Here is a 20,888-nt window from a genome sequence, read left to right on the forward strand (position 1 = left end):
GGTTAAATAATCAACTAATAATCATTCCTTCAGAAATAATAGCTGAATTGAGTCAGCTTAATGTTTTCATGATCTAAATCACAATAATGATGCCTGTAAATGGTAAGCTGTATTCAACGTAGAATTTCAAGGAAAGTCACTATTTCTATGTTAATCATTTTGTTAAGTAATTTCTTAAGGTAATTAGCGGTATATACAATTAAATTTAGACGATTAATTTCATTATATTATTTAATAAATTAATGATCTCGCAGCTAATTTCCCTAAAAAATTTAACATCTGTCAGGAGTAATTTTTATGGCTGTAACTCACGTCGCAGAACTTAATGAATTAGTTGCTCGCGTAAAAAAAGCCCAGCATGAATTTGCCAATTTTTCTCAGGAGCAAGTCGACCGAATTTTCCGCGCTGCTGCTCTTGCCGCGGCTGATGCCCGTATTCCACTGGCTAAATTAGCCGTGTCTGAATCTGGCATGGGGATCGTGGAAGATAAAGTGATCAAAAACCACTTCGCTTCTGAATATATTTATAACGCTTATAAAGATGATAAAACTTGCGGTATCTTATCTGAAGATAACACTTTCGGTACTATTACTATCGCTGAACCTATTGGCCTAATTTGCGGCATTATTCCAACAACAAACCCAACATCCACTGCAATTTTCAAAGCGCTTATCAGCCTGAAAACCCGTAATGGTATTATCTTCTCTCCCCATCCACGCGCCAAAAAAGCGACTAACAGAGCAGCAGAAATTGTCTTAAAGGCAGCCGTTGAGGCAGGCGCACCAAAGGATATCATAGGCTGGATAGATGAGCCTTCCGTTGAACTTTCAAATGCCCTAATGCACCACACTGATATTAATCTGATTTTGGCAACAGGCGGCCCCGGCATGGTAAAAGCCGCTTATAGTTCAGGCAAACCCGCTATTGGTGTTGGTGCCGGCAATACCCCGGTCGTCATTGATGAATCAGCCGATATCAAACGTGCCGTGGCATCTATCCTGATGTCTAAGACGTTTGATAATGGCGTGATTTGTGCCTCAGAACAGTCTGTTATCGTCGTTGATTCTGTTTACGATCAAGTTCGTGAGCGTTTTTCAACCCACGGAGGGTATCTCCTCCAGGGAAAAGAACTAAAAGCCGTTCAAGATATTATCCTGAAAAATGGCAGCCTAAATGCAGCGATTGTTGGTCAGACAGCGACAAAAATTGCTGAAATGGCCGGTATCAATGTGCCTGAAAACACTAAAATTCTTATTGGTGAAGTGATTCTGGTGGATGAAACAGAACCTTTCGCCCATGAAAAACTATCACCACTGCTTGCCATGTACCGTGGTAAAGACTTTGAAGATGCGGTCGAAAAAGCCGAAAAATTGGTTGAAATGGGGGGAATTGGGCATACGTCATGCCTCTATACCGAACAAGATAATCAGGCCGAGCGTATTAAATACTTTGGCAACAAAATGAAGACCGCACGTATTTTGATCAACACGCCTGCGTCTCAAGGTGGTATCGGAGATTTGTACAACTTTAAGCTCTCCCCTTCTCTGACGCTGGGCTGTGGTTCGTGGGGAGGTAATTCTATTTCTGAAAATGTTGGGCCAAAACACCTGATCAATACAAAAACCGTCGCCAAAAGAGCCGAAAATATGTTATGGCACAAACTTCCAAAATCAATCTATTTCCGCCGCGGCTCTTTGCCCATTGCATTGGAAGAAGTCGCTACCGATGGTACTAAACGTGCTTTTATTGTGACGGATCGTTTCTTATTTAATAACGGTTATACTGATCAGGTTATTCATGTTTTGAAATCTTATGGTATTGAAACTGAAGTGTTCTTTGAGGTTGAAGCCGATCCAACATTAAGCATCATTCGCAAAGGTGCTGAACAAATGCATCTGTTTAAACCTGATGTCATTATTGCCCTTGGCGGCGGTTCTCCGATGGATGCAGCTAAAATTATGTGGGTAATGTATGAACATCCAGAAACACATTTTGAGGAGCTGGCTCTGCGCTTTATGGATATTCGTAAACGTATCTATAAGTTCCCGAAAATGGGTGTGAAAGCGAAAATGGTTGCCATTACCACCACTTCCGGCACAGGTTCAGAAGTCACGCCTTTCGCGGTTGTTACCGATGATGTAACCGGACAGAAATATCCTTTGGCAGACTACGCACTGACCCCTGATATGGCGATTGTCGACGCAAACCTGGTCATGGATATGCCGAAATCACTATGTGCTTTTGGTGGCCTGGATGCAGTAACCCACGCATTAGAAGCCTACGTTTCTGTTTTAGCCAATGAATATTCTGATGGACAAGCACTGCAAGCACTGAAACTACTGAAAGATTTCTTGCCCGCCAGTTACCACGAGGGAGCAAAAAACCCCATTGCTCGCGAACGTGTCCATAATGCGGCCACTATAGCAGGTATAGCCTTTGCTAATGCGTTTTTGGGAGTATGTCACTCTATGGCCCATAAACTGGGTTCTGAATTTCATATCCCACATGGTTTAGCTAATGCACTGTTAATTTGTAATGTTATTCGCTACAACGCTAATGACAATCCAACCAAACAAACTGCATTCAGCCAATATGACCGACCACAAGCACGACGCCGCTATGCAGAAATTGCAGACCACCTGGGATTAACCGTATCAGGCGATCGTACTGCCGCTAAAATTGACAAGTTACTGGCTTGGCTGGAAGAAATGAAGTCTCAACTGGACATTCCAACTTCAATTCGTGAAACAGGAGTACAAGAAGCCGACTTTCTGGCGAAAATCGACAAACTCGCAGAAGATGCATTTGATGACCAATGTACCGGTGCAAATCCTCGCTACCCATTGATTTCTGAATTGAAACAACTACTGCTAGATTCTTTTTATGGCCGTAAATTCACTGAAGAGAACAAACTACAGGAGACAGTAAAATCAAATCGAAAAAATAATAAAAAAGAATAATAAATGATAGTCTGATGGATATAACTGAAAAGGCGTTAGGGGCAACCCAGCGCCTTTTATTATTTTATTTTCCAGCCGTCTTAATCTATATAGTTTTAGATTTCTCGATTACAACTAGCGGTGTATTAAACCTTTTTTAGCCTTGGCTTCACGAATAACGTCAGTATAATGCCTACGACACACAGAGACGTATTTTTCGTTACCACCAATATCAACCTGAGCACCATCGTAAACAACGTTGCCATCGTTACCAAAACGAAGTACACGGCTGGCTTTTCTCCCACAATGACAAATTGTCTTCAACTCTACCAATTTATCTGACCAAGCGAGAAGATACTCACTACCGCTGAATAACTCACCTTGAAAATCTGTCCTTAAACCATAACAAAGAACAGGGATGTCGTCATAATCTACAATTTCACAAAGTTGCTCGACATGCTCTTTTGTCAAGAATTGGCATTCATCAATCAAAACACAATGGACTTTTTCTTCCTCATTTTCTTCTCTGATAAGCTCAGCAATATTTATTTTTGGTGAAAACAACAACGCTTCTGCCGATAAGCCAATACGGGAACTAACCTTTCCTTTACCAAATCGAGTATCGATTTCTGCCGTAAAGATCAGTGTTCTCATTCCTCTTTCGTTATAGTTATAGGAAGACTGCAATAAGGAAGTTGATTTCCCTGCATTCATGGCAGAATAATAAAAATAAAGCTGGGCCATTGGCCTGTCCGTCCTCTTGTCAAAATTAATCAGGCGATATAACAGTACCAGCTTACCACAAACTCCACTTGAGATTATCCTTGTTATTGTCAAATGTGGGGCAGCAGAAACAAATTAAAATAAATAAGAGAAAATTATTTTCATGATAATCATCACATTTGCGCATATAAAACCAGCACCATAAGTACTTCTTGCATGCCAAATGTACAAAATTAACATAAAAAGAAAATAGTTATTTTTACCCTCATCCTTTGAATATTAATAATCATAGTGGTTTACTTTTGTTCAATTAACCCACTATGATCATAACCAATGGATTACCCATAAAAAAACTTTTATCTCACACTTACTCTCAACTTATTTCCAGCAAAACAGTTAATGTTTCTTACGGATTGACTATAAATTAGTTTTGACCCTATGTTTTATCCCTTACTAAACTTTACAGTAATCCCCTTCTTCCTTATTGAAAAATGGTAAACCCAATAGCAGGATTAAAACGCAATATATCGATTACTTCAAAAATTGCATTTTAAAATGACATATTTTAGCCTGAGAAAGTAAATTCACTATTGCAGAAAATAAAATAGCATTCTATTATTATCTCTACATCAGCTATCATCATTATAATTTGAGACCAGGACAATGAGCGAAAATTTAAAATCCTTAAATAACATCCGTACCTTGCGCGCACAAGCAAGAGAATGTGAACTGACTACTTTAGAAGAAATGTTGGAAAAACTAACGACTGTTGTTGAAGAACGTCGTGATGAAGAAAATCAGGTTCGTGAACAATTAGAAGAGCGTACACGTAAGCTTCAAGAATACCGTGAAATGCTGGAAAAAGATGGCATTGAATTAAGTGATTTAGTAGATGCTTTAAGTGGTAAATCTACTGGTAAATCTAAACGTGCTGCTCGTCCAGCAAAATATTCATACATTGATAACGGTGAAACTAAAACCTGGACTGGCCAAGGCCGTACACCAGCCGTAATCAAAAAAGCAATTGAAGAAGAAGGCAAAACACTGGACGATTTCCTTATCTAATCAGTTGCTTTGTAAATTTGATAACAAAAATACCCGCGAGAGGGTATTTTTGTTTTATGCTTAATATAAACTAACCAGGTTAATTACGGGCTGATGTAGAAACACAGAGAGTTATATTAGTGACGAAGTCGCTTTCATATTCTCGATGTGATAAAAAACAACTTAACAATAACTTAGTTTTTTATTAACATAAATCATAAAAAAAGGAGCTAATCGCTCCTTTTCTTATTTCTACTGTCATAGTTTTTGATAAAAGTCTAAATACCAATCAGTAAATCGCTTCACTCCTTCCTTTACCGGAGTGTTAGGTGAAAAGCCAATCTTATTGTAAAGCGCGCTTGAATCTGCACACGTTGACAATACATCGCCATCTTGAATTTCCATAAAGTTTCTCTTCGCCTCAATCCCTAATGAGGTTTCAATGGCTTCAATAAAATCACCTAGTTTTGTCGGATGTCCATTACCAATATTGTAAACTCTATACGGCGCAGAGCTGGCTGATATTTTACCGTCTTCAACTGACCAGTCTTTATTGCAAGTAGGAATGATACCCTGCAACCTGATTATAGATTCAACAATGTCATCAATATATGTGAAATCTCTCACCATATTGCCATGATTATAAACATCAATCGGCTTACCTTCTAACATGGCTTTAGTGAATTTAAATAAAGCCATATCAGGACGCCCCCATGGTCCATATACGGTAAAAAATCTTAATCCTGTAGTGGGGAGTTGATAAAGATGTGAATAACTGTGAGACATTAATTCATCAGCTTTTTTCGTTGCTGCATATAAAGAAACAGGATGATCAACCGAGTCATCAGTAGAAAAAGGCTGCTTTTTATTTAATCCATATACTGAACTGGACGATGCATATAATAGATGCTCTACAGAATGATGGCGGCAACCTTCGAGTATATTGATATGACCGACGATATTAGCATCTATATATGCCATAGGGTTTTGTATCGAATAACGCACCCCCGGCTGAGCACCTAAATGAATCACTCGCTGGAATTGATGTTTTGCGAACAATTCCGGTATTGCGACTCTGTCAGCCAGGTCTAATTTTTGAAATTTGAAATTTGAATAAGGGAGTAATAAATTTAATCTCGCCTGTTTCAAATTAACATCATAATAATCGTTGAGGTTATCAATACCAATAACCTCATACCCCATATTCAATAACCGCTGACTAACATGAAAACCTATAAAACCAGCAGAGCCTGTAACTAAAAATTTCATAAATTAACTCAAATGACGGGTTTGATTGAGGCCCCGCGGCCAATACCGTAATAAGTAAAACCACGCGATTGTAGGCGTACAGGATCATAAAGATTGCGTCCATCAAAAATCACAGGAGTTTTTAATGAATCTTTAATCATATCAAAATCAGGTGCTCTGAAGTTTTGCCATTCTGTACAGATAATCAAAGCATCAGCACCTTTTAATGCCGCTTCTTTTGTTCCCATTAAAGAGAGGGCATCACGCTGCCCATAAATACGCTGAGCTTCCTGCATAGCTTCAGGATCATACACCTGAACTTTAGCACCACATTTCCATAACGTTTCCATCAAAACACGGCTTGATGCCTCACGCATGTCATCTGTATTAGGTTTAAATGACAGCCCCCAAATAGCAAATGTCTTGCCTGATAAATCATCACCAAAATGCTGTCTGACAAAAGCAGGCAATTTACTTTTCTGTGTTTCATTAACCTGTTCCACTGCCTGAAGAATTTTTGGTGTATACCCAATTTGTTCAGACGTTCGGATCAGTGCCTGAACATCTTTAGGGAAACATGAACCGCCATATCCACATCCAGGGTAAATAAAGTGGTATCCGATGCGTGAGTCAGAACCAATTCCTTGGCGCACATTTTCAATGTCAGCGCCCAGCATTTCAGCCAAGTTAGCAATTTCATTCATGAAACTGATTTTTGTCGCCAACATGCAATTAGCCGCATATTTAGTCAATTCAGCACTACGGATATCCATAACGATCATACGATCATGATTACGGTTAAATGGCTCATACAGCTCACGCATGACATCAACCACATCATCATTATCACAGCCAATAATAATGCGTTCAGGCCGCATGCAATCAGCAACAGCGGCACCTTCTTTCAAAAACTCAGGATTGGAAACGACATCAAATGGAAGTTCCAGATTACGCTCTGCCAATGTTGCTTGCATCACTGCCCTGACTTTATCAGCCGTACCTACTGGTACGGTTGATTTGTCAACAACAACTTTGTAACCATCCATATTTTCCGCAATAGTTCTGGCTACAGCAGTGACATACTTAAGATCTGCAGAGCCATCTTCATCAGGAGGTGTGCCTACTGCAATAAACTGTAATTTGCCATGAGCAATACCGGCTTTGGCATCCGTTGTAAAATTCAGCCGTCCTTCAGCATGATTTTTCTTTACCAAGGGCGTCAAGCCCGGTTCAAAAATAGGAATTTGACCATTTTTCAGGTTCTCGACTTTTTTTGCATCAATATCGACACAAAGTACATCATGCCCCACTTCAGCAAATACGGTTGCTTGTACTAAGCCTACATAACCAATACCAAATACAGTAACTTTCATATCACACCTTAAAGTACTAGTAGATTATTTTTCAATCTGATTTTGCAAGGTCATGATCCAATCCGTGAATGACTTGCCCAATTCTTTATGTTTCATGCCATATTCAACAAATGCCTGCATATAACCCAACTTATTACCACAATCATGACTATGGCCTTGCAAGTGATAAGCTTCAACGGACTCTTTTTCCATCAACATGGCAATGGCATCGGTCAGTTGTATTTCATCTCCTGCCCCTGGCGCAGTTTTTGCCAGTAATGGCCAGATTTTTTCGGATAATACATAACGGCCAACAATGGAAAGATTCGATGGTGCTTCTTCTGGTTTTGGTTTTTCAACAACACGGGCTATAGGTTTACTATCCCCAGGCTGTAAATTTTCTCCCAGACAATCAACAATGCCATAATCCGAAACACTTTCTACAGGTACAGGTTCAACTAGAATTTGGCTTGCACCACTGCTGTTAAAACGCGATAACATTTCGCTCAAATTATATTTTGACAGGTCGGTGCTGTACTCATCCAAAATAACATCAGGCAGAATAACAGCAAACGGCTCATCACCAATAAGTGGCTTAGCACATAACACAGCATGTCCCAATCCTTTAGCAATTCCCTGACGGGTTTGCATGATCGTTACATGTTTTGGACAGATAGATTGTACCTCGTCCAATAATTGGCGTTTGACTCTTTTCTCAAGAATCGCTTCCAATTCAAAGCTGGTATCAAAATGATTTTCTATTGAGTTTTTGGATGAATGTGTAACCAGAATGATTTCATTAATACCCGCTTTGATACATTCATTGACCACATACTGAATAAGTGGTTTATCCACCAAAGGGAGCATTTCTTTCGGTATGGCTTTGGTGGCTGGCAACATCCTGGTTCCCAAACCAGCAACAGGTATAACAGCTTTTTTGACCTTTTTATTTATTACTGACATTACATCATCTCCTACTGCTATGTTTTCACCGAAAAACTCCTTTACGGCTTAAACAATAGCATTAACTCTCAAAAAAATTGTATGTGTGAAGAAAATTGAACTCGCAAAAAATAATGCGCCCGAGTATACACCAGTTAATTCGACTAGATATACAGTGCACGAGCTTTTAATCACATTTCAATGATTAGATGTTGGGTTGTCAAACATTGCGACCTCTGCCCATCTTCGAGTATCATCAATCGGTGTTATTAACAGCAACCACTTTAAATAACTGGAGTTATTTTGACAAAAATGTGTCTCTGCGGCAGTGGCTCACCTTTCGGCTTTTGCTGTAGTCCTTATCTTGAAAACCATCACTCTGCCCCAAATGCTGAATCCCTGATGCGTTCCAGATATAGCGCTTATGTTACCCAAGATGCAGATTATCTTATCGCTACCTGGCACCCAGATTGCCAGGCTGAAAACTGGCGAACAGAAATAGAACAAAGTTTTGCCGGTGTACAATGGCTGGGATTAAATATCCTCGAAACTCATCAGGGGAAACATAATAACGAAGCTTATGTTGAATTTTCAGCTTGTTTTATTGAACAAGAAAAACAAGATAAGCAATTGATTCATGAGCGCTCACGTTTTTTGCGCATCGATCAACGTTGGTTTTATATAGATGGTATTCGCCCTGAAATAGGCCGAAATAGCCCTTGCCCATGTGGTTCAGGCAAAAAATATAAGAAATGCTGTGGTTAAATCAGCATCTAAATATCAAACGTAGCAACTCACACCCAGTGAAGAATATTTGAGGTTCTTGTAATTTATGCAAAACGCAAACATACAAAAAAAAATCTTGCGGACGATTTGTCCTGATTCTAAGGGATTAATCGCAAAAATCACAAACATTTGTTACAAACATCAATTAAACATTGTTCAAAACAATGAGTTTGTTGATCATCGTACTGGCCGATTTTTTATGCGTACCGAACTGGAAGGTATTTTTAATGATGAAACTCTTCTGGCCGATTTGGATGACGCCCTACCTGCGGGTTCAAACCGTGAATTAAATACGGCAGGCCGACGCCGTATCGTTATCATGGTGACAAAAGAAGCGCATTGCATCGGCGATATTTTAGTTAAAAGTGCCTATGGTGGATTGGATGTCGAAATTGCTGCTGTCATCGGTAATCATACTACGTTGCAAAAATTAGTTGAACAATTTGATATCCCATTTCATTACATCAGTCATGAGGGTTTAACCCGCGAACAACATGACGAAGCATTAATGGCGCAGATTGATCAATATCAGCCGGATTATGTTGTGCTTGCCAAGTATATGCGAGTCTTAACACCAGCATTTGTTCAGCATTACCCAAATCAGATAATCAACATTCACCATTCATTTCTACCTGCATTTATCGGTGCTCGCCCCTATCATCAGGCTTATGAACGTGGTGTGAAAATTATTGGTGCGACGGCTCATTATGTAAATGACAATTTAGATGAAGGGCCGATTATCACTCAGGATGTGATAAATGTAGATCATACCTATACAGCCGAAGAGATGATGCGTGCAGGACGGGATGTTGAAAAGAATGTTTTGAGTCAAGCATTATACTGGGTATTTTCCCAGCGAGTTTTTGTATATGGTAACCGTACCGTTATTCTTTAATAAACAATAAAGTATTGTATTTATAGCTGCCTGGAGGAAAAATAAGCGTACGATACTTTATTTTCAATTATCTGCTTTACAGCGGCGGTTTATCTGATATTATGCCGCTCGCTGCTAACGACAGCATACAACTCAAAAATTTGGTGGGGTTCCCGAGCGGCCAAAGGGAGCAGACTGTAAATCTGCCGTCACAGACTTCGAAGGTTCGAATCCTTCCCCCACCACCATCAAAAACTCACGTCTTATCATATAAAAGTAAGAAAAGCATATTGTTCCCTACTAAATAGCAGATTATAGCTTGTCATCGGTTCAAAAAACGCATCAATTTGAAAAGTGTTAATATGTTCAACTAACATCCAGATTGGGATACCATAGAATAGTTGTAAGCAGAAATGGTGAGATGTATATCTATATAAGCCAAAGGTGAGGAACGAAATGACACATCATCCTTCCTCACCACTATCAAAAATCTATTCTAAGCTTTTAATGCATTATAAGATCAACAAATGGTTACTTCATTGCCTACACCAATCATCGAAGTTCATCGCTAATCTATTAAAAAATCGGCTAAAAAAACACCCATAGCGGAGCTGAGAAATCAGATAATTCGCTCCGCTCACGCAGTCAGTTACTCCATATCACTGACGGAGTCGATAAAACGATTTAATACGCTTGAATGAGATTTTGATTTGTAGACATAACACTGATTAACTGCATCAGGTCGTGATATAGGAATGAAGCCAAGGCTTTCTCCCTCTTCCAATGCACCGGAATGGGAATCTGTAATAAAAATATAATCAGTTGATTGAATAAAATTGAGACAACATTCTATATTATCCATCTGTCGAATATTAACTTTTTCTCCATTTTTTATCATTTCATCTTCCAAATTCTTTATCAAATTACCTTTATAAAGAACGGGATCACATAACCACGTTCTCTTTCTCAGCAATTGAGTAAAGTCCCCATTCACTTCATCCAATAATTCCTTACGGCAGCAAATCCCCAAATTTGGCCCATCAATTTTCCGTACCAGGCTGAATCTATCACTAAGTATTTTTTCTGAACTTAAAATTATTGTATTGCCCTCATAGTCAACTATTTCATCAATGTTATCATAACTGAAGCGTAATATATTAACTTGAGCATTATTTCTGTCCGCTGCTTTATAAAGCGAAATCAGATGCTTTTTCTTACCCCAATCATGGTATATATTAACAACATTACAAATACTCCCGCTAATGTGTTTCTTTGTAATTTCTTTCTCTTTCAAATAGAGTTCTTTTAAGTCATTATATAACTCCACTCCGTCTTTGGTCAGAATCATCCCAAACTTCTCCCTTTTGAACAAGCGCTTTCCTAACGTCGCTTCAAAGTCTTTAATTGATTTAGCGACTGGGGGAGTCGTACGGTTCATCACTCTTGCCGCCTTGCTTAAAGAACCCATTTCCACCACCGCCATGAATGCTTCTAATTTACGAGAAAAAAACATAATTCACCGTTCCTATGTAACTTGTGGCTAAAATAATTTCCTTGAAATGGCCTTCTCATCAGGTAACCGCTAAATCAAACTTGATATTATGAAGGTATAATTTTGTACAATAAAAATAAGTATTTTTCAAATGGCATTTATATAAAACGCCAGTCCCTGATGCAATAATGCGGTTTAGATGAACTATATTATTCATCTATATCATGATGAATATTCCACCGTGATTGTAAGCCACCAATAGATATAACCATGGCCTACAAGTTCAAATTTCTATCAGAGATTGATTAATTCTTCTACTTTTTCATTAATTAATTTTTGTAACACACAACATAAAATAAATTCCAAGAATAAAAATCCTCACTATAATTTATAATATCAAATGTTGAATATAACATATAACAATCAGTGAATTATTATATATCCATTAATTTACTATTTATTGATTTAGTGTCTTTTTATTTTTTAAAAATCGATTCGACACTTTAAATTTTGGGTAACGAGAGCATTATATTCAATATAGTATTACATATATGAATAAAATAGCGAATTACCAAGGTAATTAGGTGAAATTTATTATTTAATAAATGGTTACATACTTATTTGTATCTGTTAATATTAAAAAAAAGCATATTCTACAGGTGATTATAACAAATGAAATTTATATCATTCAATATTAATGGGTTAAGAGCACGTCATCACCAACTCTCTGCCATTGTTGAACAACACCAACCTGATGTTATCGGATTACAAGAAATAAAAGTCCATGATGAAATGTTTCCTCTAGAAGAAGTCAGTAAGCTGGGTTACCACGTCTTTTATCATGGTCAAAAATCACACTATGGGGTCGCCCTGCTGACTCGCCAACAACCAGTGGATATCCGTAAAGGCTTTCCTAATGATGGTGATGATGCTCAGCGCCGCATTATTATGGCCGATATCGAGACACCTCTTGGTTTATTAACTGTAATCAATGGCTATTTTCCTCAAGGAGAGAGCCGCGATCACCCGATTAAATTTCCTGCAAAAGAAAAATTTTATCAGGATCTGCTGTCTTATCTGGAAACTAACCATTCTCCGAAATCACACATTCTGATTATGGGAGATATGAATATCAGTCCAACAGATCTCGATATTGGCATCGGAGAAAATAACCAAAAACGCTGGTTAAAAACAGGAAAATGTTCTTTCTTACCAGAAGAGCGGGAATGGATGGCACGTTTGAAAAATTGGGGATTCATCGATACATTCCGGGCACAACACCCTGAAGTCAATGACCAATTTTCTTGGTTCGACTATCGTTCAAAAGGCTTTGATGATAATCGTGGGCTGCGCATTGATTTGCTGCTTGCCAGCCACCCGCTGGCAGAAAGATGTACCTCTTCTGGTATCGATTATGCTATCCGCAGCATGGAAAAACCATCCGATCATGCCCCTGTTTGGACAGAGTTTAAAATATAAGTAGCGTTCATGAAACACAGCACCATCCATGACGGTGCTGTGTCATTACTGCGGATTATCCCTGATTAGACTGGCCTTTCTTTGCCCTGCCCTTACTGGATTTTACCTGCTTTCCTTTCCCTTTTTTGGTATTAACAGGAACGGGAGGCAAATCCCTAAAAGCCTTCAAATTACGGTGCTGTTTTGCCTGCCAGATCAGTTGCTGCAATGTTTCCTGAAGGGGTAACATAAAATCCTGATAACGGAATTGCTTTTCGCTGATTTGCGTCAAACAAGATTCCCAATGTGCTGTCATATCTGGCAATACGGCCATATCCGGCAATACATGAATTAAAGCCCGACCAGCCGGAGTAGCGTGAATAGAGCGCCCTTTTTTGTACAGAAAATCCCGTTTGAATAGCAACTCAATGATCCCTGCTCGGGTCGCTTCCGTACCCAAGCCATCAGTTGCACGAAGCACCTTTTTCAAAGCCTTATCCTGCACAAATCGAGCTATGCCCGTCATTGCAGACAATAATGTTGCATCAGTGAAAGGACGTGGAGGTTGGGTCTGTCTTTCCACCACTTCGCCCTTCTCACACAATAACTCATCTCCTTTAGCAGCAACAGGTAATGGCGTGCCTTCATTCTCTTCATCCCGCTCCTTGCTGCCAAGCAGCGTCCTCCAACCCGCTTCTGCCAGAAAACGCGCCTTAGCGATAAATTTCCCACCAGCGATATCAAGTTCAATCGTACATTTTCGAAATACTGCATCAGGAAAAAACTGCATCAGGTATTGCCGCGCAATTAAGCTATAAATATGGCTTTCATTTTCTGTTAAATTGATCTGGCTACTACGTGCAGTAGGAATAATAGCATGGTGAGCATCAACCTTCTTATCATCCCAACAGCGGTTTTTTTGCTCTGTATCTAAAGCATCTTGCGGAAGTAAATGGGCAGCATGAACCGAAATGGCATTCAAAACCGCATGACGCCCAACAAAATGTTCTTCCGGCAGATAACGGCAGTCAGAGCGTGGATAAGTGATCAATTTATGGGTTTCATAAAGCCGCTGACAAACATCAAGTACATCCTGAGCGCTTAAACCAAAACGCCTGGCCGCTTCAATCTGCAAAGATGAAAGGGAAAAAGGCAATGGTGCCGTTTCTGATTCACGCTTATCCTGATAGGCAGTGACATGGGCAGGTTGTCCAGTAATACGCGCAACAACATGCTCAGCTAACGGCCGGTGAATAATCCTCCCTTCTTCATCCTGAAAATCAATACAAGATTCACTGGGTTGCCATAAAGCCGTAAACCGCTCTTCATTGGGTGTAACAACATGTGCCTTGACTTCAAAGAAATCTTTCGGCACGAAATGTTCTATCTCTTCATCGCGGCGTACAACCAAACCTAAGATAGGAGTCTGGACACGCCCAACCGATAATACTCCCTGATAACCTGCATTTTTGCCTAATAAGGTATAAGCACGGGTCATGTTGATGCCATAAAGCCAGTCCGCTCTGGCTCTGGCGAGCGCAGAAACACATAAGGGGATAAACTCCCGATTGTTCCTTAGCCGTTCAATCGCTTTTGCGACCGCCTGAGGATTTAAGTCATTAATTAGGCATCGCTGGACGTTGTGTTTTTTATCCGTATCCAGATCTAAAAAATCCAGCACTTCATCCACTAGCAACTGACCTTCACGATCAGGGTCACCTGCATGGATTATTTCGTTCGCTCTTTCCAACAGGGATTTAATTGTATTGAGCTGTTTAGCCACGGCTGCCCGTGGCTTTAACTGCCATTTTTCAGGAATGATCGGTAAATCAGCCAATACCCAACGCGCGTAACGGCTATCGTAGGCATCGGGTTCAGCTTGTTCCAATAGATGACCAACACACCAAGTCACAAACTGGTTATTACCGCATTCAATAAACCCATCCCCACGTCGATGGGGTTTTGGTAAAACATCCGCAATAGCTCTCGCGAGGCTGGGTTTCTCCGCAATAAAAAGACGCATAGAATTATTCAAGAACTTCAATGAGTGCTCTGTCTGAGCTTGGCTCAGTCAGTTCACCAATAGCAAAAAAATCAATGTCGTGGCTTCGTGCAACGGCTTTCGCCTCTTCCACAGCATCCGGCAAAATTGCCAGCAAGAAACCACCCGAAGTTTGTGGGTCACACAGGAGATGGCGTTGAGTCCCCGCTTTATTTAACTGGCACATAGTTTCTTTCGCAATACCTTGGTGTTCAGGTTGAAGCAACCCTCTCTTTTCAGCCGTAGTCAATACGCCAACGCCTAAAGGTTAGGTCAGGAACATTGGACGCACCAATTAAGAAGTCACGGGCAAATTAGAAATAACTGACAAAATTCGTTAAATCTGGTGTTGCGACTTTTGCCGGTGCCCTTAGTTCTGGGGTTCCTAAATAAAGGAATCCAACAATCTTGTCATTTTCCTCACATCCCAAACCAGCCCTGACAATTGGATCTTCTGTCCATGAGCCTGAACGCCATATACCACCAAAACCTTGCGCGACTGCGGCCATTTGCATTGCGTGAACAGCACACCCCGCAGCAACGATTTGTTCCCATGCCGGAACTTTTGCATGTTCAACTACCTTGGCGATGATTGTAATAATCATTGGTGCTCGGTAAGGGGCATTTTTTGCTTTCTCCTCAACTTCCCTTCCCAGTCCGCCTTCCATTGCTGCTTTTTCAAGGAGATGACTGAACTTATTCATGCCTTCTCCCTGCATCACAATAAAATGCCAAGGACGCAAAGCCCCGTGGTCAGGAGCCCTCATCCCTGCGGCTAAAATATGTTGCAATTCATTTCCTTCTGGGGCGGGGGTTGTTAAACGTGAAACTGAACGACGATTTAACAAAAGTTCCAAAGCATTCATTATTTTCTCCTAAATAAGATAATCTGTGATAAACCAACATTCTCTGTTTATTCGTTAATGAATGAAAGTACATAAACTGTTTTTTCAATCAATAATATGATTTCCTGCTGACATTTCTCCGCAGGCTGATTAGGATAACTTCATTTGATACCATAACCGGAGACAATATGCGCAAATTATGGCACTTCACGGCAGCATTATTTAAATGGAGTTGGAAGCTCCTAAATTTTGTACGCCAATTTATTTCCAATCTTATTTTTATTCTATTGATTGTTGTTGTCGTTGTTGGGGTCATCGTTTACCAACAACAATCCAAACTTGACGATAACTCTCACGGTGCATTGTATGTCAACCTATCTGGTATTGTTCTTGATCGCGTAACTGATCGCAGTCCATTTGAACAATTTGCAAAAGATCTTCTGGGGCCACCCAATAGCAATTACAAAGAAACCTCTGTGTTTGACGTTGTTGACAACATCCGCCGCGCAAAAAACGATCCCAAAATTACAGGTATGGTATTAAAGCTAAAAGATTTTATCGGCGCAGACCAGACTTCTATGAGGTATATTGGCAAAGCTATTAATGAATTTAAAGCAGCAGGCAAACCTGTTTTTGCGATTGGTGACTCTTACAGCCAATCACAATATCTTTTAGCCAGCTATGCCGATGAAATATATTTATCTCCACTCGGCTCTGTTGAGATCCGTGGTTTCTCCACCAACCATTTATACTATAAATCCTTGTTGGATACGTTGAAAGTATCCACCCATATTTTCCGTATAGGAACCTATAAATCAGCAGTTGAACCCATGTTACGTAACGATATGTCAAAAGAGGCTCGTGAAGCTGACAGCCTCTGGCTCAACGAATTATGGGGCAATTACTTAAATACCATTGCGGTTAACCGACATATCCCTGCCGATCAGATCTCTCCTGGAGCAGCAAATTTCATCGAAAAATTCCGTAAAGCTGGCGGAGACGCTTCACTATATGCATACCAAAACAAACTGGTGGACTATATTGAGCCACGCAGTGCCGTTGAAAAGAAAATGAAGGAGAAATTCGGTTGGAATAAAGAACAAAAACATTTCAATTACATCAGTATCTATGATTACATTGACCAAAAACCAATAAAAAATACAGACAATAAAGGCAACATTGCTGTCATTGTTGCTGAAGGGGCAATCTTAGAAGGCAAACAATCACCCGGTATTGTTGGAAGTGACACCATTGTTGAACAACTACGTGCAGCACACCAGAACTCCAACATAAAAGCGATCGTCTTACGAGTAAACAGCCCAGGTGGCAGTATCAGTGCGTCTGAAATTATTCGCAATGAGTTGGCAGCTATCCGAGATGATAAAACAGGAAATGCGAAACCCATCGTAGTTTCAATGGGTGGATTGACTGCTTCAGGGGGTTACTGGATATCCACCCCAGCTAACTATATTATTGCTGATCCTGTTACATTAACAGGCTCGATTGGTGTTTTTGGTGTCATGCAAACTTTTGAAAAGAGCCTCAATTACGTTGGCGTGAATACCGACGGTATTTCAACAACTCCATTAGCCGATATTTCTGCCACCAAAGGCATCAACCAGACATTCTCAGATGTAATACAGTTATCTATTGAGAATGGCTATAATAAGTTTATCGGGTTAGTTGCAATTGCCCGTAATAAATCTCTGGATGAAATCGATAATATCGCTCAGGGGCGTGTTTGGAGTGGCATTGATGCCAAAAAACATGGTTTAGTCGACCAACTGGGTGATTTTGATGATGCCGTTAAAAAAGCCGCTGAACTGGCAAAAGTCAAAAATGTCTCATTGGACTGGATGCAACCTGAACTTTCATTCTCAGAAAAATTCATGTTGGGACTGACTTCATCAGCGCAAGCACTTCTACCAAATACTTTGCAGTCAATGTTGCCGGCTCCACTTGCCGAAGTCGCTCAAGATGTGAAAAAACAAGCTGTATTTTATAACAATATGAAAGATCCGCAGAATATCTACACATTCTGTTTGAATTGTGTCGATATTCGTTAAAATAACTGACTAAGGTTCCAACAAATTTAAAGCCTGATTCCACCATCAGGCTTTTTTTATTCTTGATACTCCCTATAATCCGGCTAAATGTTTTTATTGAGGCGTTACCATGCAGAAGAAATCGATCTACGTTGTTTACACTGGCGGTACTATTGGGATGCAACATTCTCCCAATGGATACATTCCCGTTTCCGGTCATTTACAACAACAACTCGCCAAAATGCCAGAATTTCACCGTCCAGAAATGCCAACATTCACAATTCGTGAACACCAACCTCTGATTGATTCTTCTGATATGAGTCCTGACGACTGGAGCATTATCGCAAATGATATCTACCAGAATTATCATGACTATGATGGTTTTGTGATTCTGCACGGTACAGATACCATGGCTTTCACTGCGTCAGCACTCGCCTTCATGTTCGAGAACCTTAATAAACCTATTATTGTGACAGGGTCACAAATTCCTCTGGAAGCATTGCGTTCCGATGGACAAACCAATCTCCTTAATGCTTTGTATCTTGCAGCAAATTACCCTATTAACGAAGTCAGTTTGTTTTTTAACAATAAGTTATTTCGTGGAAATAGAACAATTAAGGCTCATGCAGATGGCTTTGATGCTTTTTCATCCCCTAACTGCTCACCACTGATGGAAGCTGGGATAAATATCCGTACCTTCAAAACAACCCCCATACCTGTTAGTCACGGAGAGTTTGGTGTGAACTCAATCACATCACAACCGATTGGTGTTGTGACCATCTATCCGGGATTATCCGATCAGGTGGTAGAAAATATTCTGATGCAACCCGTCAAGGCGTTAATTTTGCGTTCATACGGTGTTGGCAATGCTCCGCAACGAGCTGATTTGTTACAAACGTTAAAGAAAGCAACTGAGCGAGGTATTATTGTGGTCAATTTGACACAATGTATTTCTGGCCGAGTCAATATGGAAGGCTATGCGACTGGTCATTCTCTGGCAGCATCAGGTGTTATCAGTGGTTATGACATGACTTTCGAAGCAACTTTAACGAAATTGCACTATTTATTGAGCCAATCATATACACCAGAAGAGATCCGCTACCTGATGCAACAAAATCTGCGGGGAGAATTGAGCTATTCCGATGAATAATAGATAGGTGAGTCGAGAATATGATGAAAACAGCATTATTACTTATTGATCTACAAAATGACTTTTGTACTGGGGGAGCACTGGCTGTCAAAGAGAGTGATACAGTGATTGAGGTAGCAAATAACGTTATTGCACGATGTCAGGAAAACAATATCACGGTTATCGCCACTCAAGATTGGCACCCAGCCAACCATATGAGCTTTGCAGAAAACTCAGGACAAAAAGTAGGTGAATTAGGGAAACTCAATGGTATTCCTCAAGTATGGTGGCCGAACCACTGTATACAAGGAGAGTTTGGTGCAGAGTTACATCCTTTGTTAAATCAATCTGCTATTCAAGAAATTTTCCGAAAAGGGGAAAATCCTCAAATAGATAGCTATAGTGCATTCTTTGATAATGACCATAAAAGTAAAACCCGTCTGGATACATGGCTGATAGCGCAGAATATACAACGCCTGTTTGTTATGGGTATCGCCACTGATTACTGCGTAAAATTTACTGTACTTGATGCCCTGGCATTAGGTTATGAAACCTATGTCATTATTGATGGCTGTCGCGGTGTTAATATCCAAAAAGATGACAGCCAACAAGCATTTGAAGAAATGGACAGAAAAGGGGCTAAGTTAGTTTCACAAAGTGAAATGATATCCATTTTATAACCCGATCCAAATCATCAATGCAGTAGCCATAACCATTTATAAAATTAATTGACAATTCTAATTAATGTAACTAATGATAACCTTGTCTTTCAGACATAGGACGAGGTTATCAATTCATGCCATTTCAATCTTCCGACTGGGGTTTTAATTTTGCAACCATTTCGGACTGAAATAGAGCCTTTAACTCCTGTTTACTTTTTATAGCAATTTGGCCGTCGGTGCCAATCGTCATATGTTCAGGATCATGATTATGTTTTGCTTGCCAGAGCATCACTGCCTGTAAACTGTATTCTTTCTGTTCTGGCGTAAGTGGTACGCCATCCTGCCATTTTCCCAGTTCAACAGCCTGAACTAATCGCTGATAAATTTCAGGAGTCATGGCGGAAAGTAAATCATCCAACTTCATCGAAATTTCCTTAATGACTATATGCCCTATTTCACTCACTACATATTTTACTTGTACGGCTGTAAACCAGCATGGTTATTATTAATTAATATATTAACCTTAATAACAATTGAGAATACTCAGTTAAAAATAAGCTGAATCGTTTTTTCTTTCAATTCATCAAACCAATATTTCATTTAAATTCAGAGTATTCAGACATAATATTAGCCTTCTGTTTCTTCGCCTGTTTCTTTATCAACAAAACGTAGTGCTGCTGAATTAATACAAAAACGTTCTCCTGTCGGTTTGGGGCCATCAGGAAAGACATGCCCCAAATGTGCCTGACATTGGCTACAACGCACCTCTATTCGATGCATATTATGTGAATAATCATCAATATATGTGATGGAACCATCACTAATCGGTTGATAGAAACTTGGCCATCCACATCCAGAATCAAATTTCGTATCAGAAACAAAAAGTGGCTGGCGGCAACATAAGCAATAATAAATGCCATTTTTTTTGTTGTGTAGTAGTTTTCCTGAAAATGGCAGTTCAGTACCTGCTTCTTGCGTAACATAGCGCTGTGTTTCACTAAGCTGTTCGATAAAAAAGGAAATATTTTGACTTTTAGTCATAATGACCACCTTTTAAGGTCAATATTTTCAATAAAAGATCATCAGAAACAACATAAAATTAACAACAAAACATCAAAACGCATTCTACCCCATCTAACATAGCAATTTACTTTACTAATTGTGATAAGTCTCACATAACTAACCAATGGTAACTTTAAATATCTCCTTATACCCCGATAATGGTGTGCGTAGAGCTTGTTCCAGCCGTATAACAATCGTCTAGATAGTGATTATTAAATTGATATTTTTCAATTGTTGACACGATT

17 protein-coding genes, 1 tRNA gene and 1 pseudogene are annotated in these 20,888 nt (G+C 39.7%); 9 read left to right on the forward strand and 10 right to left on the reverse strand.

Annotated features, from left to right (window positions below; genetic code table 11):
* Positions 1–297 precede the first annotated feature (297 nt).
* On the forward strand, positions 298–2,961 hold the full coding sequence (gene adhE, locus Xish_RS17075; protein WP_099119022.1) for a bifunctional acetaldehyde-CoA/alcohol dehydrogenase: 2,664 nt from the start codon (positions 298–300) through the stop codon (positions 2,959–2,961).
* 114 nt (positions 2,962–3,075) lie between these two features.
* Here the strand turns inward: adhE and Xish_RS17080 are convergent, their stop codons facing one another.
* Positions 3,076–3,684, reverse strand: coding sequence for a thymidine kinase (locus Xish_RS17080; protein WP_099119023.1), 609 nt, complete (start codon positions 3,682–3,684; stop codon positions 3,076–3,078).
* A gap of 642 nt (positions 3,685–4,326) precedes the next feature.
* Between Xish_RS17080 and Xish_RS17085 the strand changes: the two genes are divergently transcribed.
* Positions 4,327–4,728 (forward strand): H-NS family histone-like protein, encoded by a 402-nt coding sequence (locus Xish_RS17085; RefSeq protein ID WP_099119024.1) that lies wholly within the window; start codon positions 4,327–4,329, stop codon positions 4,726–4,728.
* Between the two features lie 237 nt (positions 4,729–4,965).
* Here the strand turns inward: Xish_RS17085 and Xish_RS17090 are convergent, their stop codons facing one another.
* Genes Xish_RS17090 through galU form a run of 3 tightly spaced genes read right to left on the reverse strand, consistent with a single transcriptional unit; the run spans position 4,966 to position 8,270 of the window.
* Positions 4,966–5,976 (reverse strand): NAD-dependent epimerase, encoded by a 1,011-nt coding sequence (locus Xish_RS17090; RefSeq protein ID WP_099119025.1) that lies wholly within the window; start codon positions 5,974–5,976, stop codon positions 4,966–4,968.
* An 8-nt stretch (positions 5,977–5,984) separates the two neighbouring features.
* On the reverse strand, positions 5,985–7,328 hold the full coding sequence (locus tag Xish_RS17095; protein WP_099119026.1) for a UDP-glucose dehydrogenase family protein: 1,344 nt from the start codon (positions 7,326–7,328) through the stop codon (positions 5,985–5,987).
* A 24-nt stretch (positions 7,329–7,352) separates the two neighbouring features.
* Positions 7,353–8,270, reverse strand: coding sequence for a UTP--glucose-1-phosphate uridylyltransferase GalU (gene galU, locus Xish_RS17100; protein WP_099119027.1), 918 nt, complete (start codon positions 8,268–8,270; stop codon positions 7,353–7,355).
* 282 nt (positions 8,271–8,552) lie between these two features.
* Here galU and Xish_RS17105 point away from each other — a divergent pair, with 282 nt between their 5' ends.
* The 3 genes from Xish_RS17105 (at position 8,553) to Xish_RS17115 (ending at position 10,157) form a co-directional block, all read left to right on the forward strand.
* Positions 8,553–9,014, forward strand: coding sequence for a YchJ family protein (locus Xish_RS17105; protein ID WP_244186204.1), 462 nt, complete (start codon positions 8,553–8,555; stop codon positions 9,012–9,014).
* Positions 9,015–9,081: 67 nt separating this feature from the next.
* Complete coding sequence (gene purU, locus Xish_RS17110; protein ID WP_099119029.1) at positions 9,082–9,930, forward strand: formyltetrahydrofolate deformylase; 849 nt, start codon at positions 9,082–9,084, stop codon at positions 9,928–9,930.
* Positions 9,931–10,072: 142 nt separating this feature from the next.
* Positions 10,073–10,157 (forward strand) — tRNA-Tyr (locus Xish_RS17115).
* 401 nt (positions 10,158–10,558) lie between these two features.
* Here the strand turns inward: Xish_RS17115 and Xish_RS17120 are convergent.
* On the reverse strand, positions 10,559–11,422 hold the full coding sequence (locus Xish_RS17120; RefSeq protein WP_099119030.1) for a helix-turn-helix domain-containing protein: 864 nt from the start codon (positions 11,420–11,422) through the stop codon (positions 10,559–10,561).
* A gap of 651 nt (positions 11,423–12,073) precedes the next feature.
* Here Xish_RS17120 and xthA point away from each other — a divergent pair.
* Positions 12,074–12,880: an exodeoxyribonuclease III gene (gene xthA, locus Xish_RS17125; RefSeq protein WP_099119031.1), complete on the forward strand. Its 807-nt coding sequence runs from the start codon at positions 12,074–12,076 to the stop codon at positions 12,878–12,880.
* Between the two features lie 55 nt (positions 12,881–12,935).
* On the opposite strand, the gene Xish_RS17130 is transcribed toward xthA, so the two are convergent.
* The 3 genes and pseudogenes from Xish_RS17130 to Xish_RS17140 all read right to left on the reverse strand — a co-directional run bounded on the left by Xish_RS17130 (position 12,936) and on the right by Xish_RS17140 (position 15,766).
* Positions 12,936–14,882 carry a DNA topoisomerase III gene (locus Xish_RS17130; protein ID WP_099119032.1) on the reverse strand — a complete coding sequence of 649 codons (1,947 nt, stop codon included), beginning with the start codon at positions 14,880–14,882 and terminating at the stop codon, positions 12,936–12,938.
* Between the two features lie 4 nt (positions 14,883–14,886).
* Positions 14,887–15,168 (reverse strand): annotated as a pseudogene (locus tag Xish_RS17135) (selenide, water dikinase SelD); the annotation flags it as partial.
* A 46-nt stretch (positions 15,169–15,214) separates the two neighbouring features.
* Positions 15,215–15,766 carry an NAD(P)H nitroreductase gene (locus tag Xish_RS17140; protein ID WP_099119033.1) on the reverse strand — a complete coding sequence of 184 codons (552 nt, stop codon included), beginning with the start codon at positions 15,764–15,766 and terminating at the stop codon, positions 15,215–15,217.
* 167 nt (positions 15,767–15,933) lie between these two features.
* On the opposite strand from Xish_RS17140, the gene sppA reads away from it, so the two are divergent.
* From sppA to pncA, 3 genes are all read left to right on the forward strand, one after another.
* The gene (sppA, locus tag Xish_RS17145) at positions 15,934–17,811 is read left to right on the forward strand and encodes a signal peptide peptidase SppA (RefSeq protein ID WP_099119034.1); all 1,878 of its coding nucleotides are present in this window, start codon (positions 15,934–15,936) and stop codon (positions 17,809–17,811) included.
* Positions 17,812–17,920: 109 nt separating this feature from the next.
* Complete coding sequence (gene ansA, locus Xish_RS17150; RefSeq protein WP_099119035.1) at positions 17,921–18,940, forward strand: asparaginase; 1,020 nt, start codon at positions 17,921–17,923, stop codon at positions 18,938–18,940.
* Positions 18,941–18,963: 23 nt separating this feature from the next.
* Positions 18,964–19,599 (forward strand): bifunctional nicotinamidase/pyrazinamidase, encoded by a 636-nt coding sequence (gene pncA / locus Xish_RS17155; RefSeq protein WP_099119137.1) that lies wholly within the window; start codon positions 18,964–18,966, stop codon positions 19,597–19,599.
* 124 nt (positions 19,600–19,723) lie between these two features.
* Here the strand turns inward: pncA and Xish_RS17160 are convergent, their stop codons facing one another.
* Complete coding sequence (locus tag Xish_RS17160; protein WP_099119036.1) at positions 19,724–20,005, reverse strand: YeaC family protein; 282 nt, start codon at positions 20,003–20,005, stop codon at positions 19,724–19,726.
* Positions 20,006–20,208: 203 nt separating this feature from the next.
* On the reverse strand, positions 20,209–20,622 hold the full coding sequence (msrB, locus tag Xish_RS17165) for a peptide-methionine (R)-S-oxide reductase MsrB (RefSeq protein WP_099119037.1): 414 nt from the start codon (positions 20,620–20,622) through the stop codon (positions 20,209–20,211).
* Positions 20,623–20,888: the final 266 nt, after the last annotated feature.

Origin of the sequence: Xenorhabdus ishibashii, from assembly GCF_002632755.1 — a bacterium.
In the GTDB taxonomy this organism is placed as follows: Bacteria; Pseudomonadota; Gammaproteobacteria; order Enterobacterales; family Enterobacteriaceae; genus Xenorhabdus; species Xenorhabdus ishibashii.